Raw genomic sequence first — 22,063 nt, forward strand, 5'->3', positions numbered from 1 at the left:
CGGCCCCGGGACGGGACCACTCAAGGAGCGAGCCTAGGTGGCGCAAGCCTGGCGCTGGACCTACATAGATAGGCCCGGCAGCGGCGATTACTCGCTCGGCTTTTTCAGCTTGGGATTGGGGAAGAACTGCACGGTTTGCACGGTCTTGTCGGCGACTTTCGCCGTCGGCGTGTTGACCCGCGTGCTCAACTCCCTGGGCACCGACAGCCCCTGTTCGTTGAGCGTGTCGGCATAGCCGCACGCCACGCACTCACGATGCGGAACGTCATCCTCGCTCCACATCATCAGCTTGTCCTGCTCGCTGCACGCCGGGCAGACCGCCCCGGCGATGAAGCGTTTCCTGGTCTTGGTCACGACTACCTCACTCATGCCGCCGCGTCCTCGCTCAGGCCGCTGTGGCGCAACAATGCGTCAATCGAAGGTTCACGGCCACGGAAATCGACGAACAGCACCATCGGTGCCTGGGAGCCACCGCGGGCGAGGATCGCTTCGCGGAACGCGCGACCGGTCCGGGCATTGAGCACGCCTTCTTCCTCGAACCGCGAGAAGGCATCCGCCGACAGCACCTCGGCCCACTTGTAACTGTAGTAGCCGGCCGCGTAGCCACCGGCGAAGATGTGCGCGAAGCTGTTGGGGAAGCGGTTGTAGGCCGGTGGACGCATCACCGAGACCTCGTTGCGCACCGCCTCCAGCACCTGGGCCACGCTGCGGCCGTCGCCGTGGGTAGCATGCAGTTCGAAGTCGAACAGCGAGAACTCCAGCTGGCGCACCATCATCAGGCCGGACTGGAAGTTCTTCGCCGCGAGCATTTTTTCCAGCAGGTCCTGGGGCAGTGGCTCGCCCGTCTCGTAGTGGCCGGAGATCAGCGCCAGGCCTTCCGGCTCCCAGCACCAGTTCTCCATGAACTGGCTCGGCAGTTCCACCGCGTCCCAGGCCACGCCGTTGATACCGGATACGCCGGCATGCTCGACGCGGGTCAGCAGGTGGTGCAGGCCGTGGCCGAATTCGTGGAACAGGGTGGTCACTTCGTCGTGGGTCAGCAGCGCCGGCTTGCCGCTGTCGGCCGGGGCGAAGTTGCACACCAGGTTGGCCACCGGGCTCTGCAGCACGCCATCGGCGGTGCGGCGACGGTCACGGGCACCGTCCATCCAGGCGCCGCCCCGCTTGTTCGCGCGGGCATACAGGTCGAAGAAGAAGCGTCCGACGTGCTGGCCGTTCTCCCTGATTTCGAACAGGCGGACATCCGGGTGCCAGGTATCGAAACCGGTCTGCTCGGCGATCTCGATGCCGTAGAGCTTCTGCACGATGGCGAACAGGCCGCCGAGCACCTTGTCGATCGGGAAGTAGGCACGCAGGGCTTCCTGGGACACGCTGTAGCGCTGCTCACGAAGCTTCTCGCCGTAGAAGCCGCTGTCCCAGCTCTGCAGTTCGGCACAGCCCTGCTCGGCAGCGTAGGCCTTGAGCTGTTGCAGGTCCTGGGCGGCGAACGGCTTGCTGCGCCTGGCCAGGTCGCGCAGGAAGGTCAGCACCTGGTCGCTGGAATCGGCCATCTTGGTCGCCAGGCTCAGTTCGGCGAAGCTGGCAAAGCCCAGCAGCTTGGCCAGTTCCTGGCGCAGGTCGAGAATTTCAGCCATCACCGGGCCATTGTCGAACTGGCCGGCGTTGGGGCCCTGGTCGGAGGCGCGGGTGCAGTAGGCGGCGTAGACCTCTTCGCGCAGGGCGCGGTCTTCGGCGTAGGTCATCACCGCGTAGTAGCTGGGGAATTCCAGGGTGATCAGCCAGCCTTCCAGGCCCTTGGCCTGGGCCGCGGCGGCCATCTGCGCCTTGGCCGAAGCACTCAGCCCGGCGAGGGCGGCCTCGTCGGTGATGTGCTTGGTCCAGGCCTGGGTGGCGTCGAGCAACTGGTTGGAGAAGCGACTGCCCAGCTCCGACAGCTTGCTCTGCACTTCGGCATAACGCTTCTGCTCGGCCTCGGGCAGGTCGATACCCGACAGGCGGAAGTCACGCAGCGAATGTTCGAGAATGGTTTTCTGCGCCACGTCGAAGCCGGCGGCCTCGGGGCTGTTGGCCAGGGCTTCGAAGGCCTGGAACAGCTCGCGGTTCTGGCCCAGCTCGGTGGAGTAGGCACTGAGCGCCGGCAGGCAGGCCTCGTAGGCTTCGCGCAGCTCCTGGCTGTTGCACACCGCGTTGAGGTGGCTGACCGGGCTCCAGGCGGCGCCCAGGCGGTCATTGAGTTCGTCCATGGCCAGCACCAGGCCGGCCCAGCTCGGATTTTTCCCCTGGCTTTGCAGGATACCTTCGATGGCCTTGCGGTTGTCGGCGAGGATCTGCTCGATGGCCGGTTGCACGTGCTCGGCACGGATCGCCGAGAAGGGCGGCAGGTCGTAGGGCTGCAGAAGAGGGTTGTTCGCGCTCACGGTGGACACCTTGGCTGAAAAAACATGTAGGAACAAAGATGGGGCCATCTTAATTACAATCAATGCCCACCGCAGCTATCAGCAACAGAGAGAGTGCCTATCGTGACCCTTCGCACCTACCAGAACCACACGCCGTCCCTGGGTTCCAGGGCTTTTGTCGACCACTCGGCGGTGGTGATCGGCGATGTCGAGATCGGCGACGACAGTTCGATCTGGCCGTTGACCGTGATCCGTGGCGACATGCACCGCATCCGCATTGGCGCCCGCACCAGCGTGCAGGACGGTTGCGTGCTGCACATCACCCACGCCGGGCCTTTCAACCCCGACGGTTTCCCGCTGCTGATCGGCGATGACGTGACCATTGCCCACAAGGTCATGCTGCACGGCTGCAGCATCGGCAGCCGGATCCTGATCGGCATGGGCAGTATCGTCATGGATGGCGCGGTGATCGAGGACGAGGTGATCGTCGGCGCCGGCAGCCTGGTGCCACCGGGCAAGCAACTGGCCAGCGGCTTTCTCTACGTCGGCAGCCCGGTGAAGCAGGTGCGGCCGCTGACGGAGAAGGAGAAGGCCTTTTTCACCTACAGCGCCGCGAACTACGTGAAGCTCAAGGATCAGCACATCGCCGAAGGCTACGACCGCGCCGAGTGAGCGTTTTCTGTACGGATTGGGACATTTCATGCACTACCAGACAATTCTGTTCGACCTCGACGGCACCCTGACCGACCCACGCGAGGGCATCACCCGCTCGATCCAGTTCGCCCTCGCCAAGCTGGGTATCGACGAGCCGGACCTGGGCAAGCTGGAACACTTCATCGGCCCGCCGCTGCTGCAGGCGTTCATGCAGTTCTACGGCTTCGACGAGGCCAAGGCCTGGGAGGCGGTGAATTTCTACCGCGAGCGCTTCAAGGTCACCGGCCTCTATGAAAACCGTGTGTTCGACGGTGTCGTGCCGCTGCTGGAAACCCTCGGCGGGCAAGGGCGCACGCTGTATATCGCCACCTCCAAGCCCTGGGTGTTCGCCCGCGAGATCGCCCGCCATTTCGACTTCGCCCGGCACTTCAAGGTGATCTACGGCAGCGAGCTGGATGGCACGCGGACCGACAAGGTCGAGCTGATCGCCCACCTGGTCGCCGAGGAGGGCCTGGAACCTGGCGATACGCTGATGATCGGCGACCGCAAGCACGACCTGATCGGCGCGCGCCGCAACGGCCTGGCCGCGGCGGCGGTGGGTTACGGGTTCGGCAGCTTCGAGGAGCTGAGTGCCGAGCAGCCGGCGTATCACTTCCAGACACTGGACGAGTTGCATCGGGCGTTTGTGTAGGCGCAAGAGCGAGCCGCGCCGTTCGCGGGCAAGCCACGCGCCGACAGGGTTGTGCCACACGCTGGCGCCAAACTCTCTGTAGGAGCGCGGCTTGCCGCGAAGAGGCCGGTCAGCCCGGCATCAATTTCTGTAACGCCGCCTTTCTCGCCTCGGGCGGCATGGCCCCCAGCCTTTCCACCTCGGTGAAAAACGCCGGCCAATCGCCGTCGACCTGCCTGAACAGCGCCGCAAACGCCGGCACCCACTGGTCATAAAGCCCGAACGGCAACAGCTTGGCGTTGTTCAGCGGCGTATTGATCCAGCCATCGTAGCGCCTGTCGCCGGCCCACTGCGTCGCCTGCAGCAGCCGGTATTCCTGGCGCAGACGCTCGAACTCGGCGGCCTTGCGCGCGCGCATCCGCTCGGCCGGCAACGGCAGCGCGTAGAGCGCCTGCAGGCGCTTGCGGGTGTCCAGCACCAGGGTGATGAACTGATCCTTCTGCTGCGTCTCGTTGCCCAGGGTCGCCGGCAAGCCGCGCGCCGCCCGCCACTGCCGGGTACCTTCCTGCTCGACGAAGTTGGCGTAGGACTCGTTGAACTCGGTGTCGTCCTTCACATAGAAGCGCTGGTGCGCCAGCTCATGGAAGATCAGCGTCGCCAGGCGCTCGTCGCCCCAGTTCATCATCGAGCTGAGGATCGGGTCATCGAACCAGCCCAGGGTCGAGTAGACCTCGACCCCACCGATGTACACATCCAGGCCCTGCTGGCGCTGCAACGCGGCTTCGCCCCGGGCCGCGCCCTGGCTGTAGTAGCCGCGATAGGCGACACAGCCGGCGATGGGGAAACAGTGGCTCTGCGGCGTCAGGGAAAATTCCGGGGTGGCGAAGACGTTCCACACCACGTAGGGCCGCCTGATATCGGCATACAGCCGATAGCTGCGGTTGTCCGGCAGGTGCAGGTGCTGGCTGGCGAAGGCCCGCGCCTCTTGGGAACGGATCAGGTGCTCGCGCAGCGCCTGGGGACGGCTGGGATCGGCGATCACCTGCGCCACCGGTTCACGGGCGCGCAGCAGGCTCAGTTGGCCGCTGGCCAGCTGGCTGTAGTAGTCCAGGCTGCTGCAACCGCCCGCGAGCAGCAGCAGGCCTGCCAGACCGAGGCGTAGAAGGGGAGCGAATGGCCGGTGCGGCATGCGGATCATCCAGTCGGGGTTTGCGCCAAGACTATCGCGCGCGACGAAACATGTTCCATGAAGATTGGCCACATTCAGGCAAAAGCGTCCAGCCAAGACCACTGATCACAGGTATGCTGAACCCCTGTCATCAAGCGAAATCCATCATGCGCAAGCTGCTGACCTTCCTTGCCCTCGCCAGCCTCGGCGGCTGTGCCGGACCGCTGCCGGCGGTCGACCCGAACATGGCCTGGATCGACCTGGGGACCCGCACCGGCACCCTGGTCATGGCCGAAACCCTGGACAGGAAGCGCCTCGACGACGGGCGCTTCTTCCAGGTGACACCCGGGCCCCATGAGCTGACCGTGCGCTTCGACTACGACGTGTACATTGGCGGCATGGCGATGAACACCGACCCGCTGCAGCGAATCTGCTACATCAGCGTGTCCTACCCGAACTTCGAGGCAGGACGGCGTTATCACCTGGAAGGGGTTGCCCTGGGGTTCCAGGCCAATGCCCGACTGTATGACGACAAGGGCGTACAGATCGCCTCGGATGAACGAGTGATCTGCATGCCCTAGGGGCCTCAGGTATCGTTTTTCTGGTAGATGATCGCCTTGGTGCCGTTTTCACAGGTACCGACCACCATCGCCACGTCATGCTTCTCGGCTTCCTCCCGGGAGACGATCTCCAGGGTGTAGGAAGGTACGGCGTTGGCCTGGATCTTCACCTCGATCTCGTTTTTCAACTCCTGGCAGTCCTTCGGGGCCGCCAGGGCCTGAGTCGCCAGCGCGCAACAGAAAATGCCCAGGGCAATGCGTTTCATGATCAGACTCCTTCTGGCGGCAACGCGTCGCAAGGGCGTACGCAATCAGTTGCCGCATACCGATTCGACCACAAACGGGAGAATCAAGTTCTGACTCGCCTCACAACCTGTGATAACGGAGCCACACGTGGGCGCCGGTTCCCTCCATGAAAGCACAACCCTGTGGGGCCAACTTCTTGGGGGCAGTCCGGAGATCGCCAAAAGCTTCGCGGAGGAATCCAGCTGCCACAGGTCATGTTCCGCGAAGTCAGCCCAGCAGGGTCGCATCCAGGCTGATCTTCGCGTTCAGCACCTTGGACACCGGGCAACCCTCCTTGGCCTTCTGGCTCAGCTCATCGAACTGCTGCTGGCTGGCACCCGGGATCTTCGCCTTGAGAATCAGGTGCACCGCGGTAATGGCAAAACCGCCATCCACCTGGTCCAGCGTCACCTCGGCGTGGGTGTCGATGCTGTCGGCCTTGAGCCCGGCCTCGCCGAGAATCATCGAGAAGGCCATGGAAAAGCACCCGGCATGGGCCGCGCCGATCAGTTCCTCGGGGTTGGTGCCCCGGCCACCCTCAAAGCGTGCCTTGAAGCCATAGGGTGCCTCGCGCAAGACACCGGTTTCGGTGGAAATGGAGCCGATACCGGTTTTCAGGTCGCCTTCCCAGTGAGCCGAGGCTTTCTTCGTGATACTCATGGACTGTCTCCTCAAAAGCGACGCGGGGGTTCGCGCCAGACCAAAATTTTGAGAATAGTCGGCCTCTCAAAGTTCATCTTGTAGGAGTCGTCTTTGATTTCTGCAGGTTAAAAACTCAGACTGCTCTTGAAACTCGGGTATATGCCCATATTGCCCAGAACACCGACAGGTCCTTCGCCGCGTATCGCAAGCCTGTCCCTCAAACAGGAGTAACAGGCTTATGAAGCGCTTGTCCGACGTGAAGTTTTCCACCCTCGACCTGGTACCGGTGCGCCAGGACGGCAGCCCGGCGCAGTCGCTGCGCAACTCGCTGGACCTGGCCCGGCATGTGGAAAAGTGGGGCTTCAACCGGTTCTGGGTCGCCGAGCACCACAACATGGACGGCATCGCCAGCTCGGCCACCTCGGTGCTGCTGGCCTATCTCGCCGGCGGCACCTCGAGCATTCGCGTCGGCTCCGGCGGGGTGATGCTGCCCAACCATGCACCGCTGGTGATCGCCGAACAGTTCGGCACCCTGGAAAGCCTCTACCCCGGGCGGATCGACCTGGGCCTGGGCCGGGCACCCGGTTCCGACCAGATGACCGCCCACGCCCTACGCCGCGAGCGCTCGGGCAGTGCCGACGATTTCCCGGAAGACGTGGCCGAACTGATGAAATACCTCGGCCCGCGCACCCCCGACCAGCGTGTGATCGCCGTCCCCGGTACCGGTACCCAGGTGCCGGTCTGGCTGCTCGGTTCGAGTCTGTTCAGCGCGCAACTGGCCGGCGAGCGCGGCCTGCCCTACGCCTTCGCCTCGCATTTCGCCCCGCGCTACATGCATGAGGCGATCCGCGTCTATCGCAACCACTTCAAGCCTTCGCCAGTGCTCGACAAGCCCTACGTGATGCTCGGCGTGCCGCTGGTGGCGGCCGACAGCGACGAGCAGGCCGACTACCTGGCAACCTCGGTCTACCAGCGCATCCTCGCGCTGATGCGCGGCCAGAGCCTGGTGCAGCGGCCTCCGGTGCAGAGCATGGACGGTCTGTGGCTGCCCCATGAGAAAGAGGCCGTGGCCAGTTTCCTCGGCCTGGCGACGGTCGGCAGCCCACAGAAGATCCGCGCCAAGCTGGAGGTGCTGATCGAGCACACCCAGGCCGACGAACTGATCTTCACCTGTGACCTGTACGAACACGCCGATCGCCTGCACTCCTACGAGCTGCTGTCGCAGGTGATGAAGGGCTGAAACCCGATCGACGCCCATGAAAAAGCCGGCGCATTGCGCCGGCCCTGATCCTGCGAACGCTTACTTGCGCTTGTAAGTAATGACCTTGGTACCGGCTTCGCAGGTGGCCACCACCTTGCCGTCGGCGCCTTTCTCGCCGGTGGCGCGATCCAGGATCTGCAGCGAATAGCCATGCACGCCCTTGGACTCCAGCTTGTCCTTGATCTCCCTTTCCAGCTCGTCACATGGCTTGCCTGCCGCAAGGGTCGTTCCCGCGACACTCAACAAACCCAGCGCCAAAATCAGCTTCTTCATCGGTCACATTCCCTGGTCGTATCAAAAAAAGTGCGTCGGCTTTTGGGCGACGCACAGGAGGCTCGATTGGAGCCTTCTGTATAGCAAGCTATATGGCAGTCGGCCAGTGGACTAGTTCACAAGTGCCAGCATTTACTCAACTGTTGGCGATCTTGAAGCCGACCTTGAGGGTCACCTGGAAGTGTGCCGCCTTGTTGTCGCGGATATGCCCGCGGGTCTCGACCACCTCGAACCACTCCAGGTGCTTGAGACTCTTGCCGGCTTCGGCCAGGGCGTTGTTGATCGCTTCCTCGATGCTGTTGGGCGACGAACCGACCAGTTCGATCTTCTTGTAGGTGTGATGATCACTCATGCTGCTCTCCTTGGGCTTGCGGGCTGTCAGGGACAGCCTAGCAGTGATTTTCCAGAGGGCCCGGATGGGGTCGGCACAGCGGATTGCAGATTTTCTGCACTTTCGCCAACCGGTGCAGTCGGACTTCACAGACGCCATCCATCACTGAGAGGAGAGCCGATATGGCCAGTTCATCGTTGCGTAAAGCTGCACTGCAAAGCATGGAAGCGGAGATCGAGAGCCTGCTCAAGTCCCTGGAAAGCCTGAAGGACGACGCCTCGGACGAATCGCGCAAGACCCTCAAGGCCCTCAGGAGCAACGCCGAAAGCGCCCTGCGCCATTCGCGTCACCTGCTCAGCGACGCCTACGAGGAGGTCAAGGTGAAGACCCGCGAGACCGGGATCGCCACCCGTGACTACGCCCAGGAACATCCATGGACCACGGCGGGCGTGGCAGTCGGTGCGTTGGGTCTGCTGGCGGCCTACCTGCTGTGCAAGCGCGGGGATTGAGGCCGGTCAGGCACCTTTTTCCAACTCGGCCTTGAGCCACTGCGCCAACTGCAGGGCGCGGCCATCCACGGCCCGCCCCGGCAACCACAAGGCCAGTCGCCCGGGGGTTTCGTTGAAGCCCCACGGCGCGACCAGCCGACCAGCGCGCAAGTCATCGGCCACCAGCGCCTGCGGCGCGATCGCCACTCCAAGCCCGGCCACCGCCGCTTCCAGCAGGTAGTACAGGTGCTCGAAGCCCTGTCCGTACTTCAACCCGGACGCCTCGATACCATTACTCCTTGCCCAGCTCGGCCAGGCCTGCGGGCGCGAACTGGTATGCAGCAGCGGCTCGCCCACCAGTGCGCGGGCCGGCGCCTGGCGCAGGGCCGCATAACGGGAAAAATGCGGGCTCATCACCGGCCCGATGCGCTCGCAGGCCAGTTCATGCACCAGCATGTCCGCCGGCCACGGTGGCTCGGCGAACAGCAGCAGGGCATCCAGCCCCGGCTTGCGGGGATCCAGGTCGCCCTCGCCGGCGGACAGGTGCAGGCGCAGGTCCGGCAAATCGGCATTCAGCCGCCCGAGCCGCGGGATGAACCAGCGCGCCAGCAGGCTGCCGGAGCAACCGAGGACGAACGGTGCATCGCTCGAATCGCGGGTCAGTTCGGCGCAGACCAAACGCAGCCGCTCGAAAGCCTCGGCGCTGGCATCGCGCAGGCGGAGGCCGGCATCTGTGAGTTTCAGGCCGCGCCCATCCTTGACGAACAGGCTCAGCCCCAGGTGTTCCTCCAGCACCTTCAGTTGCCGGCTGACCGCACCGTGGGTCACGTGCAGCTGTTCGGCAGCTTGGCTGACGCTGTTCAGGCGGGCCGTGGCTTCGAAGGCGCGCAGGGCATTGAGCGGGGGCAGGTCGCGGCTCATGATATCTGTGAGTTTTCCTGACAGGTTACGGCGATCTTATCGGTTTTCATCCACGCCTGTCATGGTTAGAGTGAAGCCATCGATCATTCCATCGCCCACCTGGAGCCTCCCATGACCCAGTCCACCCTGCGCAACGGCCCCGATGCCCATGGCCTGTTCGGCGCATTCGGCGGCCGCTACGTGGCTGAAACCCTGATGCCGCTGATCCTCGACCTGAACCGCGAATACGAGGCGGCCAAGGCCGACCCGGCATTCATCGAGGAACTGGCCTACTTCCAGCGCGACTACGTCGGCCGTCCCAGCCCGCTGTACTTCGCCGAACGCCTGACCGAACATTGCGGCGGCGCGAAGATCTACCTCAAGCGCGAAGAGCTGAACCACACCGGCGCACACAAGATCAACAACTGCATCGGCCAGATCCTGCTGGCACGGCGCATGGGCAAGAAACGCATCATCGCCGAGACCGGCGCCGGCATGCACGGCGTGGCCACCGCCACCGTGGCTGCGCGCTTCGGCCTGCAATGCGTGATCTACATGGGCACCACCGACATCGAGCGCCAGCAGGCCAACGTGTTCCGCATGAAGCTGCTGGGCGCCGAGGTGATCCCGGTGGTCGCCGGCACCGGTACCCTCAAGGACGCCATGAACGAAGCGTTGCGCGACTGGGTGACCAACGTCGACAGCACCTTCTACCTGATCGGCACCGTCGCCGGCCCGCACCCGTATCCGGCCATGGTCCGCGACTTCCAGGCCGTCATCGGCAAGGAAACCCGCGAGCAGTTGCAGGCCCAGGAAGGGCGCCTGCCCGACAGCCTGGTGGCGTGCATCGGCGGCGGTTCCAACGCCATGGGCCTGTTCCACCCGTTCCTCGATGACACCAGCGTCGAGATCATCGGCGTCGAGGCGGCCGGCCACGGCATCGAGACCGGCAAGCACGCCGCCAGCCTGAACGGCGGCGTACCGGGCGTGCTGCACGGCAACCGGACCTTCCTGCTGCAGGACGACGACGGCCAGATCATCGACGCCCACTCGATTTCCGCCGGTCTGGACTACCCCGGCATCGGCCCGGAACACGCCTGGTTGCACGACATCGGCCGCGTCCAGTACACCTCCATCACCGATGACGAAGCCCTGGCCGCGTTCCACCAGTGCTGCCGCCTCGAAGGCATCATTCCGGCCCTGGAGAGCTCCCACGCCCTGGCCGAAGTCTTCAAGCGCGCGCCGAACCTGCCCAAGGATCACCTGATGGTGGTCAACCTGTCCGGTCGCGGTGACAAGGACATGCAAACCGTCATGCACCACATGCAACAGTCCCAGCAGGAGAAACACTGATGAGCCGCCTGCAAGCCCGCTTTGCCGAGCTGAAACAACAGAACCGCGCCGCCCTGGTGACCTTCGTCACCGCCGGCGACCCGGGCTACGACACCTCCCTGGCGATCCTCAAGGGGCTGCCCAAGGCCGGTGCCGACGTGATCGAGCTGGGCATGCCCTTCACCGATCCGATGGCCGACGGCCCGGCGATCCAGTTGGCGAACATCCGCGCCCTGGCTGCCAAGCAGAACCTGGCGAAAACCCTGCAGATGGTTCGCGAGTTCCGAGCCGAGAACAACGACACCCCGTTGGTACTGATGGGTTACTTCAACCCGATCCACTACTACGGCGTGGCACGCTTCATCGAAGAGGCCAAGTCCGCCGGTGTCGACGGCCTGATCGTGGTCGACCTGCCGCCGGAGCATAACGGCGAACTGTGCGACCCGGCCCAGGCCGCTGGCCTGGACTTCATCCGCCTGACCACCCCGACCACCGACGACGGCCGCCTGCCGACCGTCCTCAACGGCAGTTCCGGCTTCGTCTACTACGTCTCGGTCGCGGGCGTGACCGGTGCCGGTTCGGCCACCCTGGAACATGTCGAAGAGGCAGTCAGCCGCCTGCGCCGCCACACCGACCTGCCGATCAGCATCGGCTTCGGCATCCGTACCCCGGAACAGGCCGCCGCCATCGCCCGCCTGGCGGACGGTGTGGTGGTCGGTTCGGCCCTGATCGACCAGATCGCCAAGGCCGAAACCGGCGAACAGGCCGTCGATGGCGTGCTGAGCCTGTGCGCGGCGCTGGCGGAAGGGGTGCGTGGCGCGCGCCACTGATCCAGCGAATAGTCGCTACACCCAAGGGCTTCAGTGCTACGGCGCTGAGGCCCTTTTTCATGGGCGTCAAAATCCTTTCCCTACTCAATGTTCAGAGGGGCTAACCGATTCACCGGCGATGGGCGTTTATTGGCAGAATTCCCTTCTACAAGCGCCAACCATTGAACGCTCGTACCGCCTTTTAAACGGTGGATCGCGCCAGTCCTAACGTGCTGGATCGTCTCGACTTCAAGAATGGGCCATCATGACACGTCCCTTTGCCTCCCTTTCAAGTTCACCAACTATTCCTCCCGGCATGTTGCAAAGCGAGCAGTCGGGGAAAAACTATAAAGCCAACCAGCAATTGCAAGATGGCAAGAACGTTCCCGATGAAGCAGGGCCCAACGCACAGATAAATTTTCTCCACAAGCAACGCGCGGAGATGCTAGGCTCTGTCTGAAAAAAGCCGTCGCATACACCGCAAGACACAAGCCAGCGAGACCATCGCTGCATAACTTTTTGCGAGCTTGTCGAAGCGCGTGACGATTCGGCGGTTCTCTTTCAGCCAGCCAAACATGCGTTCGATGATGTTGCGCTGTCGGTATTTGGGCCGGTCGAACAGTCTGGGTAAGCCAGGCTTGGGCTTGCGCTTCATCGAACGCAGTGGGATGACGGGTTGCATTCGATATTGGTCGCAGTAGCGGCGTAGCGCTTCGGCGTCGTAGCCCTTATCGGCAAGCAGCCATTTACAGCGCTTGCGCGGGCGCCCACGTTGGCTCGATGGAATGCTGACTCCGTCCAACAGTGGTTGTGCGTAGCTGGTGTCACTGGCTTGACCGCCAGAGAGGAGAAAGCGCAACGGTATCCCGTTGGCGTCGCAGAGCATGTGGATTTTGGTTGTCAGGCCGCCACGACTGCGGCCTAGAGCGTGATCGGTAGGCTCGTCAGCCCCCCTTTTTTCCGCGCTCCAGATGAAGCACGGGTTGCTCTAACAGCGGTCGAATCGATCATCCAGGTGCGGGGGTCGATCAAGCCTTTGTCATTAAGTCTGAGGTGCAATCGTCTGAGCATCTGATCGAATGTTCCGCGGTTTCGCCAGACTCGGAAGCGGTGATAGACCGTCGCCCAAGACCCGAAACGCTCGGGCATATCTCGCCAGGCTGCTCCTGAACAAAGTACCCAGAGCACACCATCGAGCATCAAGCGATCACTGCTGCGGGGCCGGCCCCTGACGTGAGCTGCCGTAAAGAGATCGGCGACCACCGCCCACGCTTCATCCGAGAGCTCATAACGCTTTGCCATCACAGAATTCCTTTCCGTAGATGGTCGGCGACTGTACAGAGCCCAGGCTGTTCTGAGGCCACATTTCAGTTTCTTGGGATTTCAGACAGAGCCTAGACCTCAAGGCTAAGGCTGCTTTATTACAGGTAACAAACCAACCCAAGAAAGCTTTTTTGAGCTATTCAAAAAAAGACAGTCAATTTGTCGTCAGCGATAGTCTGAATTTTATAAAAAAACTGGCTATCAAGCTTGGGCTCAGCGACGGTGGATATTCAAATGCCCCCTTCAACCCCAAATCTCACAACATTGCCAACCCTGGTCAAAGAGTCAAAATCGAGGATTTGATCGAACGTTTGGAGAACAGTCAACAGCGCGTCACTTCAGAAATAAAACTTAACGAAATTCTCAACTCAGGGGATAAGTGGGACGATATTGGTGAACCTCCACCAGAGCCACCACCAGCACCCGGCAACCTGAAGTCTGTCAAACAAAAAGGCTCGCCCCCTGAAACATCACCGCCTGCCAAGCCACCACGCAACTTTGAATATAGCGTTCCCGCCCAGGATATTCGAGCCGAACGGCCAACGACAGCTGCTGACCTATCTAATGAAAGCTCCGATACCGAAGACTCCACAGACAGAGAATTTAATGAGCTATATAACTCATACCCAGCGCTTGCTCAAATGTCTGCTGACGCCATAGACAAAGAATTTGACGAAACATTCGGATACAAACAAACAGCGCCTGGTAGCCAGGGCGCGTCATTATCATTAGCCAACCCTGGACACTCTGAAGCCGACAAGAGTGCCGTGCCAATCCGACCACCGCGAAAGAGAGATGCTCTGAACGATCAGAAAAAAAACCAGAGCCCCTCTGAAGATAGGTTAACAGGAATAAATAAAGGTCACGTTGTAAACCTCATCTCTCACTATGAGGAGCTGACCAAGAACAATTCGACTAAATCGCCTGGCACAGGATAATTCATCGGACTTTTCCAAAGCGACAGAAAAGAGATCATTGCCAGCAGCAATCAGCCGCCCTGGTGACCTTCGTCACCGCCGGCGACCCGGGCTACGACACCTCCCTGGCGATCCTCAAGGGGCTGCCCAAGGCCGGTGCCGACGTGATCGAGTTGGGCATGCCCTTCACCGACCCAATGGCCGACGGCCGCCTACCCACCGTCCTCAATGGCAGTTCCGGCTTCGTCTACTACGTGTCGGTCGCGGGCGTGACCGGTGCCGGCTCGGCCACCCTGGAACACGTCGAGGAGGCGGTCACCCGCCTGCGCCGCCACACCGACCTGCCGATCAGCATCGGCTTCGACATCCGTACCCCGGAACAGGCGGCCGCCATTGCCCGCCTAGCGGACGGTGTGGTGGTCGGTTCGGCCCTGATCGACCAGATCGCCAAGGCCGAAACCGGCGAACAGGCCGTCGATGGCGTGCTGAGCCTGTGCGCGGCGCTGGCGGAAGGGGTGCGTGGCGCGCGCCACTGATCCAGCGAATAGTCGCTACACCCAAGGGCTTCAGTGCTACGGCGCTGAGGCCCTTTTTCATGGGCGCCATAAACTTTTCCTACCTGGAATTCAGAAGTGATCGCCGATTCGTTGATAAAGAGCGATTGCTGAAAGCGCCGTTCGATATCGGCGCCCGAGTATTCCAACTGGTAGTTCGCGTCGACTCACAACATGAAAACTCAAACAGGAACAAAGGACCCTATATATGTCTCCCCCAATCAAAATGTCAGGCCCAGGCTTGTTGGCAGTTAGAGAAAACTCTATAAAATCTGCCGAAGCCAGTATTGAATATTATAAAAACCAAAACACCTTCATTGACAAGTTGATCAGCACCGTCAACTGCCAACCTCAAAAAGGCTTTCTTAAATTAGACAAAGAAAATAGCCCTTACCTAAATGAAAAGCTAACCATAGGAATAATAACGGGAAAACACAGGATAGAAAACTCAAGACTACCCGAGAACATCAGAAATCTTGGTATAGATCTGAAGTTCGGAAAAATGACATCCCGAGCAGATATCATCTCAAAACTTGAGAACAGAAAGAGCGAAAACAAACATGGCATTGAAACAAACAATTTAATAATAAAAAACAACAGGGAAAAAATAGCTGAAGCATTGGCAACTCAAAAAGAAAAACCCTCTGAAAAAACTGAAATCCAACAAGAAAAAAACAATATACCCTCAACAGAAAATCCAGCCCAAAATACCTCAAAGCTTTCGACAACATTAGAAGGAGGCGAATCCACCTTTAATGAGAGGAAGCCTGAATTCAGCAATCCGAAAAAACCGATACCATACCCAAGAAATATACATTTCAATAGAGTTTCTCCCACATTGCTTATAGAGAAACCCGCTCAGGGAAAAACAAACAATACCATTCATGGCGGCAATACAGCCAATCCCAGTATAGGTATGGGGCCATCCAACACAAGCGAAGAACAGACTGGAAATTCTCAATTAAAACCACCGAAGGATTTTTTAAATTTCTGGTTGAGGGATAGCGGCAAACCTTTAAATAAAACAGCCAACAAACCCTTCTCCAGAAACCCCAGCACCTGATTAATCAAGTTACAAACACGCAGAAACGGGGACTGACTTATTTCCTCTTAAGCTTAAAGTCCTAGCTGACTAGCCACTGTAAGTAAGGGTGAAGAGGGCCTATCGACAATAGCGCTCTTCACCCTTTCAGCACTTCACAGACAGGACCGATTGGTGAGCTGAATCCAGCGGACCGTCAATTCACTTTATCGTCGCCCTGTTTTCAGGATTCATTCCTCCTCCAAACTCACGCCATTGTTGCTCAACCTGCTGATGCAGTTCATTGAGCTCTTTGGCCTCGCCAAAGCTCCTGTAGATGTTCCGGCCGGACCATGCAAGAGCCGCCACCGATGCCCCGGCGAGCGCAGCAAGACCCAACGGTGGGGATGCGATAAACAATAGTGTCCCCACTACAGCCGCCCCACCCCCGATCAGGATTTTTGTCTTGGTTGGCTTGAAGGAGCGCTTGAGTGCCAATTTCAGGGTATCCTGGGTCGTCATCCGTTTCGGCAGGAGCCTATCTACCTCGCTCTTCAGCGACTCGGCGACCGGAAGTACAACCTGCTCCAAATCATTTTTCTCCAGTTTCAGATGAACGTCATGGGAAAGATTACGTACCTTGTTCAAGTCGGCAATCGCGTTAGCTGAGTACTTAACCAAGTTTTTTGAAAGTTCAAGCTTGCCATCCATTCCCTCTGCAGGCTCTCTCTCATCCAGTTTTTCGTGGTGACGGTTGAGTACACCCCGGTAGTTTTCCAGAACCTTTTTGCGGATGGATTTGGCGAAGTCGAGTTGCAGTGTTTCGAACCCCTCCGATATACCCTCCACCGCCTTTTTACCAAACCTTTTCTCCACCTCGCTGATATCTGACTCGTGGTGGGTTTGCGCGACCTGATACAGGTCACTCAGGTTCCTGTTGATATGGATGATGTTGTCCACCGACCTTTCGAGGCTCTTTCCCTTGAAATAATCGTCGACGGAGAAAGAAGCTACCGCTTCGGTCATATCCGCGACAAATTCGCCTTCATAGGCCAGAACAGTACCTCGGAGCACCTTGTGAAAGTTTTCCTCGGTTTTTGTATCGATCTGGCGGGCACTCTCCGCATTCATGACCTCAGGGTAGATATTTCGCCCCTTCATCTGCTGGGCGTAATCCCCGTGTGCCTGCTTCAAACGTTGATCAAGCATCTGCTTCGTCCGTGATGCCACGGCTTTCGGCGCGTGCTGTTCGTGAATCCGATCCAGATTCCCGAGCATTTTTTTCTGGAACACCTTCCCGGCCTCTGCCACCTCGTTATTGAAGCGGTCCACCCGCTCCCCGGTTTTCACTCGATGGAAAAAACGCCTGACCGCATCGACGAAGCCACGGTCATTGAGCGAAAGGCCGCTTTTCTGTGCCACTGCCAGCGCTGATGAGCGTGCCTGGTCCAGGTCTTTCTCCGTGCGGCCGTAGTGGCTGATCAGATCGTCCACGGCACCCTCCGGCAAGGGCTGGTCGTGGCGCTGCGGATCGCTGAAGTGCTCAAGCACGTCGCTCATGACCTTTCGCTTCATAGCCACTACCTCGCCCTTGCCCGGACGGTGCATTGCCGGCTCGGCCGCCTTGCGGATGATCCGGTCATGGGCCGCATCGTCGAGCAGGCGATAGCCTGCACCAGGGAAGTCGAAGTTTGTCAGCAGCGTATAAAAACTGCCTTTCCCCTTGTGCAACGCCTTGAATGCCTGCAGCAGACTCTGAAATTCCCTCTCATTGGCAGGTGGTTCCTTCCATGTGACGGAGTCCTTTCCCTCTTCGCTCTTCAGGGTCAGGAAGTTTGAGAGCGGCGGGGTGCTAATGTCCTTGGCCAGTTTTTTAAGGTGGTTGCTGTTGGTGCAGTCCCCAATAGAGCCGTTGCCATGGGTCCTCAGGTAGGTAGTGAGCAGTTGGGTGAGCGCAAGGGGGGCACCGAATTCCACGTCAAGCTTGGATGCAGACAGCAACAGCTCCGGCGCACTGGTGGGTGAGTCATCAAGGATCTCGGGGGCACTCTCGAAAGGGTTCAACTCTTGCGGATAGGCCGGCGGGTCCCTGGTAACACGTTTGGGGGAGGGTGATCCCTGCTGCACCTTGACACTGGACTCATCAGCGGTGCCGATTTCGCCCTCAAAGGGGTTCAACTCTTGCGGATAAGTGTCAGCAAAGGGATTGAGCTCATCTGGGTAGTCAGGTGCAGTTCCTTTACTGTGAACATTTGAAATCGAGGAGTCGATAGTTTTCATTTTGTTACTAGTGTTTTCGACTCTATCGATTTTCACTGCGAAACTTGACTGATTTCCAGTTATTGGTAAAAAAGTCTCCACTGATCCTTTTATAACTTTCAATAATGTCGCTCCAGCTTCTCGCTCATAAATAAATCATTCGAGCGCATCACTGCCATGGCGACTACTACAATCCGCGCATCCTTCGAAGGTAAAGTTCCTGATACGCAGGATTTGCGTACACCCAAGAACCTTGTGGGAGCTGGCTGCGGGCGGCGTTCCGACGAAGGCGACCACCCACGGAAATGGCTAGAAAATAGACAGATCCAGCGGCCGTACCGCGCCCATCCAGATGGCATGGTCGCTATGGTCCGCCAGGTCATCGCCCGTCAGAGGGTGGGTGAATATCACCAACCCCTGGCGATTGAGCGCCAACCACGGCACCACTGCGCCAAACTGCTCGGCCTCGAAAGCCAGCTGGCAGCTCCAGTCTGGGTGAGGCCCCACCAGCCGCTCATGCACCCGCCCCATCTTCAGCGGGAATGTCGCCGCCGCCCGCTCGCACAACTCACGGGCCTGGTCGAGGGTCGATGCATCGAAGTAGACATGGGCGTGATAACCCTTGATTACTGGCATACCACTCTCTTTCAAAAACTCTGATCGATCCCCCACGCTACACCGCAATCGACGGCAAGCCCAGCCCCACCAGCGATTGCGCACTGCTGGCCTGCTCGGCCATCAGCCAGTCGAAGAACCGCTGGATCAACACCCCGCGCCGTTTGCGCGGCGGCAGCACCACGTAGTAACCGAAAGTCGACAGTACCGTCTGGCTGATGGGCCGGCACAACAGGCCCTGCTCCAGCAGGTTATCCACAAGGTGCCGCCAGCCGATGGCCACGCCCTGGCCGCCGATCGCCGCCTGGATCAGCAGCGTGTAGTTGTCGAAGCGCAGTTGCCCCGGTGCCGGCGCGCTGGTCAGGCCCAGCTCGCGAAACACCCCGGCCCAGTCGAACCAGTGGCTGCTGTTCTCGCCCTTGAGGTGCAGCAAGGGAAACTCCAGCAACGCCTCGGTCGCCAGCGGCCGCTCGCGGCCCTGGAGCAACTGCGGGCTGCACACCGGGAACACTTCCTCGCTGAACAGCCAGTGGCTTTCGCCCTGCTTGAACCGGCCCTGGCCAAACAGCACGGCCACGTCGATGTCGCTGCGCAACATGTTGTGGCTGCGTTCGCTGGTCACCAGGCTGACATCGACCAGCGGGTTGGCCGCATGGAAGCGGTGCAGCCGCGGCATCAGCCAGTACGCGGCGAAGGCGAAGTCGGTGGCGACCTGCAGCACCTCATGCCGGCTGTGGGCAGTTACCGCACTCAGGCCACTGTCGATGCTCTGCAGGCCCGCCTGGACCTGCTCGAACAGCAGCAGGCCGGCCTCGGTCAGTTCGATACCCCGGTAAATGCGGTCGAACAGCCGTGTCGCCAGCTGTTCCTCCAGGCGCTTGATCTGCTGGCTGATCGCCGGCTGGGTAGTGCCCAGCTCGACCGCCGCGGCGGTGAAACTGCGATGACGGGCCGCCGCTTCGAACACCCGCAGCAGGTCGAGAGACAACTCACCCAGCGCATCAAACATAAGCGGTACTTATCCTAGTCATTGTGTGGCATGGGCTTTACCGTCCGAGGGCAAAGGCCACATGCTCGATCGCAGCACTATCGCATAACAATTGACTATGGAACGCCGCGATACCATGAAGCGCAAGAACATTCTCTTCATCATGGCCGACCAGATGGCCGCGCCGCTGTTGCCCCTCTACGGCCCATCGCCGATCAAGCTGCCGAACCTGAGCCACCTGGCCGCCGAGGCGGTGGTGTTCGATGCCGCCTACTGCAACAGCCCGCTGTGTGCCCCTTCGCGCTTCACCCTGGTCAGCGGCCAGTTGCCAAGCAGGATCGGCGCCTACGACAACGCCGCCGATTTCCCCGCCGACGTTCCGACCTACGCCCACTACCTGCGTCGCCTGGGCTACCGCACCGCGCTGTCGGGCAAGATGCACTTCTGCGGCCCCGACCAGCTCCACGGCTACGAGGAACGCCTGACCAGCGACATCTACCCGGCGGATTACGGCTGGGCGGTGAACTGGGACGAACCGGACGTGCGCCCCAGCTGGTACCACAACATGTCCTCGGTGCTGCAGGCCGGGCCCTGCGTGCGCACCAACCAGCTGGACTTCGATGAAGAGGTGGTGTTCAAGGCCCAGCAGTACCTGTTCGACCATGTGCGCGAAGGCGGCGACCGGCCCTTCTGCCTGACCGTGTCGATGACCCATCCCCACGACCCGTACACCATTCCCAAGGCGTTCTGGGACCTGTACCGCGACGAGGACATCCCGCTGCCGCACACGCCGGCCCAGGCCAGCCTCGACCCGCACTCGCAGCGCCTGCTCAAGGTCTACGACCTGTGGGACAAGCCGCTGCCTGTGGACAAGATCCGCGATGCGCGCCGCGCCTACTTCGGCGCCTGCAGCTACATCGACAGCAATGTCGGCAAACTGCTGCAGACCCTGGAAGACATCGGCCTGGCCGACGACACCCTCATCGTGTTCTCCGGCGACCACGGCGACATGCTGGGCGAGCGCGGGCTCTGGTACAAGATGCACTGGTTCGAGATGTCCGCCCGGGTACCGCTGCTGATCAGCGCACCGGGGCAGTTCGCCGCCCGGCGCGTCAGCGCCGCCGTGTCCACCGCCGACCTGCTGCCGACCCTGGTGGAACTGGCCGGCGGCCGCGTGCAGGCCGACCTGCCGCTGGACGGCCGCTCGCTGCTGCCACACCTGACGGGCGAGGGCGGGCACGACGAGGTGTTCGGCGAATACATGGCCGAAGGCACCGTCAGCCCGCTGATGATGATCCGCCGCGGTGCCTACAAGTTCATCTACAGCGAAGACGATCCCTGCCTGCTCTACGATATCCACAACGATCCACGGGAAGAGGAAGAACTCAGCCAGTCACCGCAACACCAGCCACTGTTCAACGACTTCCTGGCCGAAGCCCGGGCGAAATGGAACATCCCGGCGATCCACCAACAGGTGCTCGCCAGCCAGCGACGCCGGCGCTTCGTCGCCGACGCCCTGACCCTCGGAAAGCTGAAGAGCTGGGACCACCAGCCGATGGTAGACGCCAGTCAGCAATACATGCGCAACCATATCGACCTCGACGATCTGGAGCGCAAGGCCCGTTATCCACAACCCTGCCAAAACCAATAACGAACACAAGGGGAAGCCATGAAGAAGTTATCCACAATCCTCTGCGCCGGGCTGCTGGCCGCGAGCAGCCTGGGCGCCCATGCCGACCCGGCCTGCGACACGGTGAAAATGGCCGATCCGGGCTGGAGCGACATCGCCGCGACCAACGCCATCGCCAGCCTGCTGCTCGAAGGCCTGGGCTACAAGGCCAAGGTCGATACCCTGGCGGTGCCGATCACCTACGGTGGTCTCAAGGATGGCCAGGTGGACGTGTTCCTCGGCAACTGGATGCCGGCGCAGCAGGGCTTCCATGACAAGTTCATCGCCAGCGGCGATGTCACGCAACTGGCGAAGAACCTCGAAGGCACCGAATTCACCCTGGCGGTCCCGGACTACGTGTGGGACGCCGGCGTGCATGACTTCGCCGACCTGCACAAGTTCGCCGACAAGTTCGACAAGAAGCTCTACGGCATCGGCTCCGGCGCACCGGCCAATGCCTCGCTGGCACAGATCATCAAGAACGACGAGTTCGACCTGGGCCAGTGGAAACTGGTGGAATCCAGCGAACAGGCGATGCTGGCCGAGGTCGGCCGGTCGATCAAGAAACAGAAGTTCGTGGTGTTCCTCGGCTGGACGCCGCACCCGATGAACGTGCAGATCAAGATGCATTACCTCAAGGGCGGCGAGAAGTATTTCGGCGACAGCGGCAGCGTCTACACCGTGACCCGCAAGGGTTATGCACAGGCCTGTCCGAACGTCGGCAAGCTGTTTGCCAACCTGGGCTTCACCCTCGACATGGAAAACAGCATCATGGCCGAGGTGGCGAACAGGAAGCTGAGCAATGCCGACGCGGCCAGGGCCTGGATCAAGGCCAACCCGGCGGTGCTGGACAAGTGGCTGGACGGGGTGAAGACCGCGGATGGCCAGGATGGGCTGGCGGCGGTGAAGGCCAGGCTCTGAGCTTCGGGCTGCCTGATTCATCTGTTA

At 60.7% G+C, this 22,063-nt stretch carries 25 protein-coding genes; 13 read left to right on the forward strand and 12 right to left on the reverse strand.

What is annotated here, in order from left to right; translation table 11 throughout:
• Positions 1-87 precede the first annotated feature (87 nt).
• Both ACM62G_RS11530 and prlC read right to left on the reverse strand, forming a co-directional pair.
• A complete protein-coding gene (locus tag ACM62G_RS11530) occupies positions 88-369 on the reverse strand; it encodes a YheV family putative zinc ribbon protein (protein ID WP_419737181.1) in 282 nt (93 codons plus the stop codon).
• Positions 366-2,417, reverse strand: a complete 2,052-nt coding sequence (prlC, locus tag ACM62G_RS11535; RefSeq protein WP_301600406.1) for an oligopeptidase A — start codon at positions 2,415-2,417, stop codon at positions 366-368. The genes ACM62G_RS11530 and prlC overlap by 4 nt, the downstream gene beginning before the upstream one ends.
• 102 nt (positions 2,418-2,519) lie before the next feature.
• On the opposite strand from prlC, the gene ACM62G_RS11540 reads away from it, so the two are divergent.
• Positions 2,520-3,068: a gamma carbonic anhydrase family protein gene (locus tag ACM62G_RS11540; RefSeq protein WP_054063397.1), complete on the forward strand. Its 549-nt coding sequence runs from the start codon at positions 2,520-2,522 to the stop codon at positions 3,066-3,068.
• Between the two features lie 28 nt (positions 3,069-3,096).
• Complete coding sequence (locus ACM62G_RS11545) at positions 3,097-3,741, forward strand: HAD family hydrolase (protein WP_054057616.1); 645 nt, start codon at positions 3,097-3,099, stop codon at positions 3,739-3,741.
• A gap of 109 nt (positions 3,742-3,850) precedes the next feature.
• On the opposite strand, the gene ACM62G_RS11550 is transcribed toward ACM62G_RS11545, so the two are convergent.
• Positions 3,851-4,909 (reverse strand): aminopeptidase, encoded by a 1,059-nt coding sequence (locus ACM62G_RS11550; protein ID WP_419737182.1) that lies wholly within the window; start codon positions 4,907-4,909, stop codon positions 3,851-3,853.
• Positions 4,910-5,055: 146 nt separating this feature from the next.
• Between ACM62G_RS11550 and ACM62G_RS11555 the strand changes: the two genes are divergently transcribed.
• Positions 5,056-5,469 (forward strand): hypothetical protein, encoded by a 414-nt coding sequence (locus ACM62G_RS11555; RefSeq protein WP_054057623.1) that lies wholly within the window; start codon positions 5,056-5,058, stop codon positions 5,467-5,469.
• A 5-nt stretch (positions 5,470-5,474) separates the two neighbouring features.
• On the opposite strand, the gene ACM62G_RS11560 is transcribed toward ACM62G_RS11555, so the two are convergent.
• Together ACM62G_RS11560 and ACM62G_RS11565 are read right to left on the reverse strand one after the other, a co-directional pair.
• On the reverse strand, positions 5,475-5,714 hold the full coding sequence (locus ACM62G_RS11560; protein WP_054063398.1) for a DUF1161 domain-containing protein: 240 nt from the start codon (positions 5,712-5,714) through the stop codon (positions 5,475-5,477).
• A gap of 247 nt (positions 5,715-5,961) precedes the next feature.
• Positions 5,962-6,393 carry an OsmC family protein gene (locus ACM62G_RS11565; protein WP_054057619.1) on the reverse strand — a complete coding sequence of 144 codons (432 nt, stop codon included), beginning with the start codon at positions 6,391-6,393 and terminating at the stop codon, positions 5,962-5,964.
• Positions 6,394-6,613: 220 nt separating this feature from the next.
• On the opposite strand from ACM62G_RS11565, the gene ACM62G_RS11570 reads away from it, so the two are divergent.
• Positions 6,614-7,615: an LLM class flavin-dependent oxidoreductase gene (locus tag ACM62G_RS11570; RefSeq protein WP_273824884.1), complete on the forward strand. Its 1,002-nt coding sequence runs from the start codon at positions 6,614-6,616 to the stop codon at positions 7,613-7,615.
• A 60-nt stretch (positions 7,616-7,675) separates the two neighbouring features.
• On the opposite strand, the gene ACM62G_RS11575 is transcribed toward ACM62G_RS11570, so the two are convergent.
• Together ACM62G_RS11575 and ACM62G_RS11580 are read right to left on the reverse strand one after the other, a co-directional pair.
• Positions 7,676-7,909, reverse strand: a complete 234-nt coding sequence (locus ACM62G_RS11575) for a DUF1161 domain-containing protein (RefSeq protein WP_054057621.1) — start codon at positions 7,907-7,909, stop codon at positions 7,676-7,678.
• Between the two features lie 136 nt (positions 7,910-8,045).
• Complete coding sequence (locus tag ACM62G_RS11580; protein ID WP_273824882.1) at positions 8,046-8,261, reverse strand: dodecin; 216 nt, start codon at positions 8,259-8,261, stop codon at positions 8,046-8,048.
• Between the two features lie 161 nt (positions 8,262-8,422).
• Here ACM62G_RS11580 and ACM62G_RS11585 point away from each other — a divergent pair, with 161 nt between their 5' ends.
• Positions 8,423-8,749 (forward strand): DUF883 family protein, encoded by a 327-nt coding sequence (locus ACM62G_RS11585; RefSeq protein ID WP_017902536.1) that lies wholly within the window; start codon positions 8,423-8,425, stop codon positions 8,747-8,749.
• Between the two features lie 6 nt (positions 8,750-8,755).
• Here the strand turns inward: ACM62G_RS11585 and ACM62G_RS11590 are convergent, their stop codons facing one another.
• Positions 8,756-9,649: a LysR family transcriptional regulator gene (locus ACM62G_RS11590; RefSeq protein WP_273824880.1), complete on the reverse strand. Its 894-nt coding sequence runs from the start codon at positions 9,647-9,649 to the stop codon at positions 8,756-8,758.
• A 111-nt stretch (positions 9,650-9,760) separates the two neighbouring features.
• Here ACM62G_RS11590 and trpB point away from each other — a divergent pair, with 111 nt between their 5' ends.
• From trpB to ACM62G_RS11605, 3 genes are all read left to right on the forward strand, one after another.
• On the forward strand, positions 9,761-10,981 hold the full coding sequence (gene trpB / locus ACM62G_RS11595) for a tryptophan synthase subunit beta (RefSeq protein WP_054061180.1): 1,221 nt from the start codon (positions 9,761-9,763) through the stop codon (positions 10,979-10,981).
• Positions 10,981-11,790, forward strand: coding sequence for a tryptophan synthase subunit alpha (gene trpA / locus ACM62G_RS11600; protein WP_273824878.1), 810 nt, complete (start codon positions 10,981-10,983; stop codon positions 11,788-11,790). Before trpB ends, trpA begins: the two co-directional genes overlap by 1 nt.
• A gap of 244 nt (positions 11,791-12,034) precedes the next feature.
• Positions 12,035-12,229, forward strand: a complete 195-nt coding sequence (locus ACM62G_RS11605) for a hypothetical protein (protein ID WP_419737183.1) — start codon at positions 12,035-12,037, stop codon at positions 12,227-12,229.
• Here ACM62G_RS11605 and ACM62G_RS11610 read toward each other — a convergent pair.
• A protein-coding gene (locus ACM62G_RS11610) for an IS5 family transposase (RefSeq protein ID WP_419735755.1) occupies positions 12,215-13,071 on the reverse strand; the annotation gives its coding sequence in 2 pieces (ribosomal slippage) (positions 12,215-12,717 and positions 12,717-13,071; 858 coding nt in all). The genes ACM62G_RS11605 and ACM62G_RS11610 overlap by 15 nt on opposite strands.
• Before the next feature lie 152 nt (positions 13,072-13,223).
• Here ACM62G_RS11610 and ACM62G_RS11615 point away from each other — a divergent pair.
• The 3 genes from ACM62G_RS11615 to ACM62G_RS11625 all read left to right on the forward strand — a co-directional run bounded on the left by ACM62G_RS11615 (position 13,224) and on the right by ACM62G_RS11625 (position 15,626).
• Positions 13,224-14,030 carry a hypothetical protein gene (locus ACM62G_RS11615; protein ID WP_419737184.1) on the forward strand — a complete coding sequence of 269 codons (807 nt, stop codon included), beginning with the start codon at positions 13,224-13,226 and terminating at the stop codon, positions 14,028-14,030.
• Complete coding sequence (locus ACM62G_RS11620; RefSeq protein WP_419737512.1) at positions 14,030-14,545, forward strand: tryptophan synthase subunit alpha; 516 nt, start codon at positions 14,030-14,032, stop codon at positions 14,543-14,545. The genes ACM62G_RS11615 and ACM62G_RS11620 overlap by 1 nt, the downstream gene beginning before the upstream one ends.
• Before the next feature lie 226 nt (positions 14,546-14,771).
• Entirely contained in the window at positions 14,772-15,626 is an 855-nt protein-coding gene (locus tag ACM62G_RS11625; RefSeq protein WP_419737185.1) for a hypothetical protein, read from the forward strand.
• Positions 15,627-15,806: 180 nt separating this feature from the next.
• On the opposite strand, the gene ACM62G_RS11630 is transcribed toward ACM62G_RS11625, so the two are convergent.
• The 3 genes from ACM62G_RS11630 to ACM62G_RS11640 all read right to left on the reverse strand — a co-directional run bounded on the left by ACM62G_RS11630 (position 15,807) and on the right by ACM62G_RS11640 (position 19,467).
• Positions 15,807-17,864, reverse strand: a complete 2,058-nt coding sequence (locus ACM62G_RS11630) for a hypothetical protein (RefSeq protein ID WP_419737186.1) — start codon at positions 17,862-17,864, stop codon at positions 15,807-15,809.
• A 288-nt stretch (positions 17,865-18,152) separates the two neighbouring features.
• Positions 18,153-18,479, reverse strand: coding sequence for a DOPA 4,5-dioxygenase family protein (locus tag ACM62G_RS11635; protein ID WP_419737187.1), 327 nt, complete (start codon positions 18,477-18,479; stop codon positions 18,153-18,155).
• A gap of 37 nt (positions 18,480-18,516) precedes the next feature.
• Positions 18,517-19,467: a choline sulfate utilization transcriptional regulator gene (locus ACM62G_RS11640; protein WP_419737188.1), complete on the reverse strand. Its 951-nt coding sequence runs from the start codon at positions 19,465-19,467 to the stop codon at positions 18,517-18,519.
• Between the two features lie 115 nt (positions 19,468-19,582).
• On the opposite strand from ACM62G_RS11640, the gene betC reads away from it, so the two are divergent.
• Together betC and choX are read left to right on the forward strand one after the other, a co-directional pair.
• Positions 19,583-21,097, forward strand: a complete 1,515-nt coding sequence (betC, locus tag ACM62G_RS11645) for a choline-sulfatase (RefSeq protein ID WP_419737189.1) — start codon at positions 19,583-19,585, stop codon at positions 21,095-21,097.
• A gap of 18 nt (positions 21,098-21,115) precedes the next feature.
• Positions 21,116-22,036, forward strand: a complete 921-nt coding sequence (gene choX, locus ACM62G_RS11650) for a choline ABC transporter substrate-binding protein (RefSeq protein ID WP_419737190.1) — start codon at positions 21,116-21,118, stop codon at positions 22,034-22,036.
• Positions 22,037-22,063: the final 27 nt, after the last annotated feature.

It is taken from the genome of Pseudomonas sp. COR18 (genome assembly GCF_048568395.1).
Taxonomy (GTDB): Bacteria; Pseudomonadota; Gammaproteobacteria; order Pseudomonadales; family Pseudomonadaceae; genus Aquipseudomonas; species Aquipseudomonas fuscovaginae_B.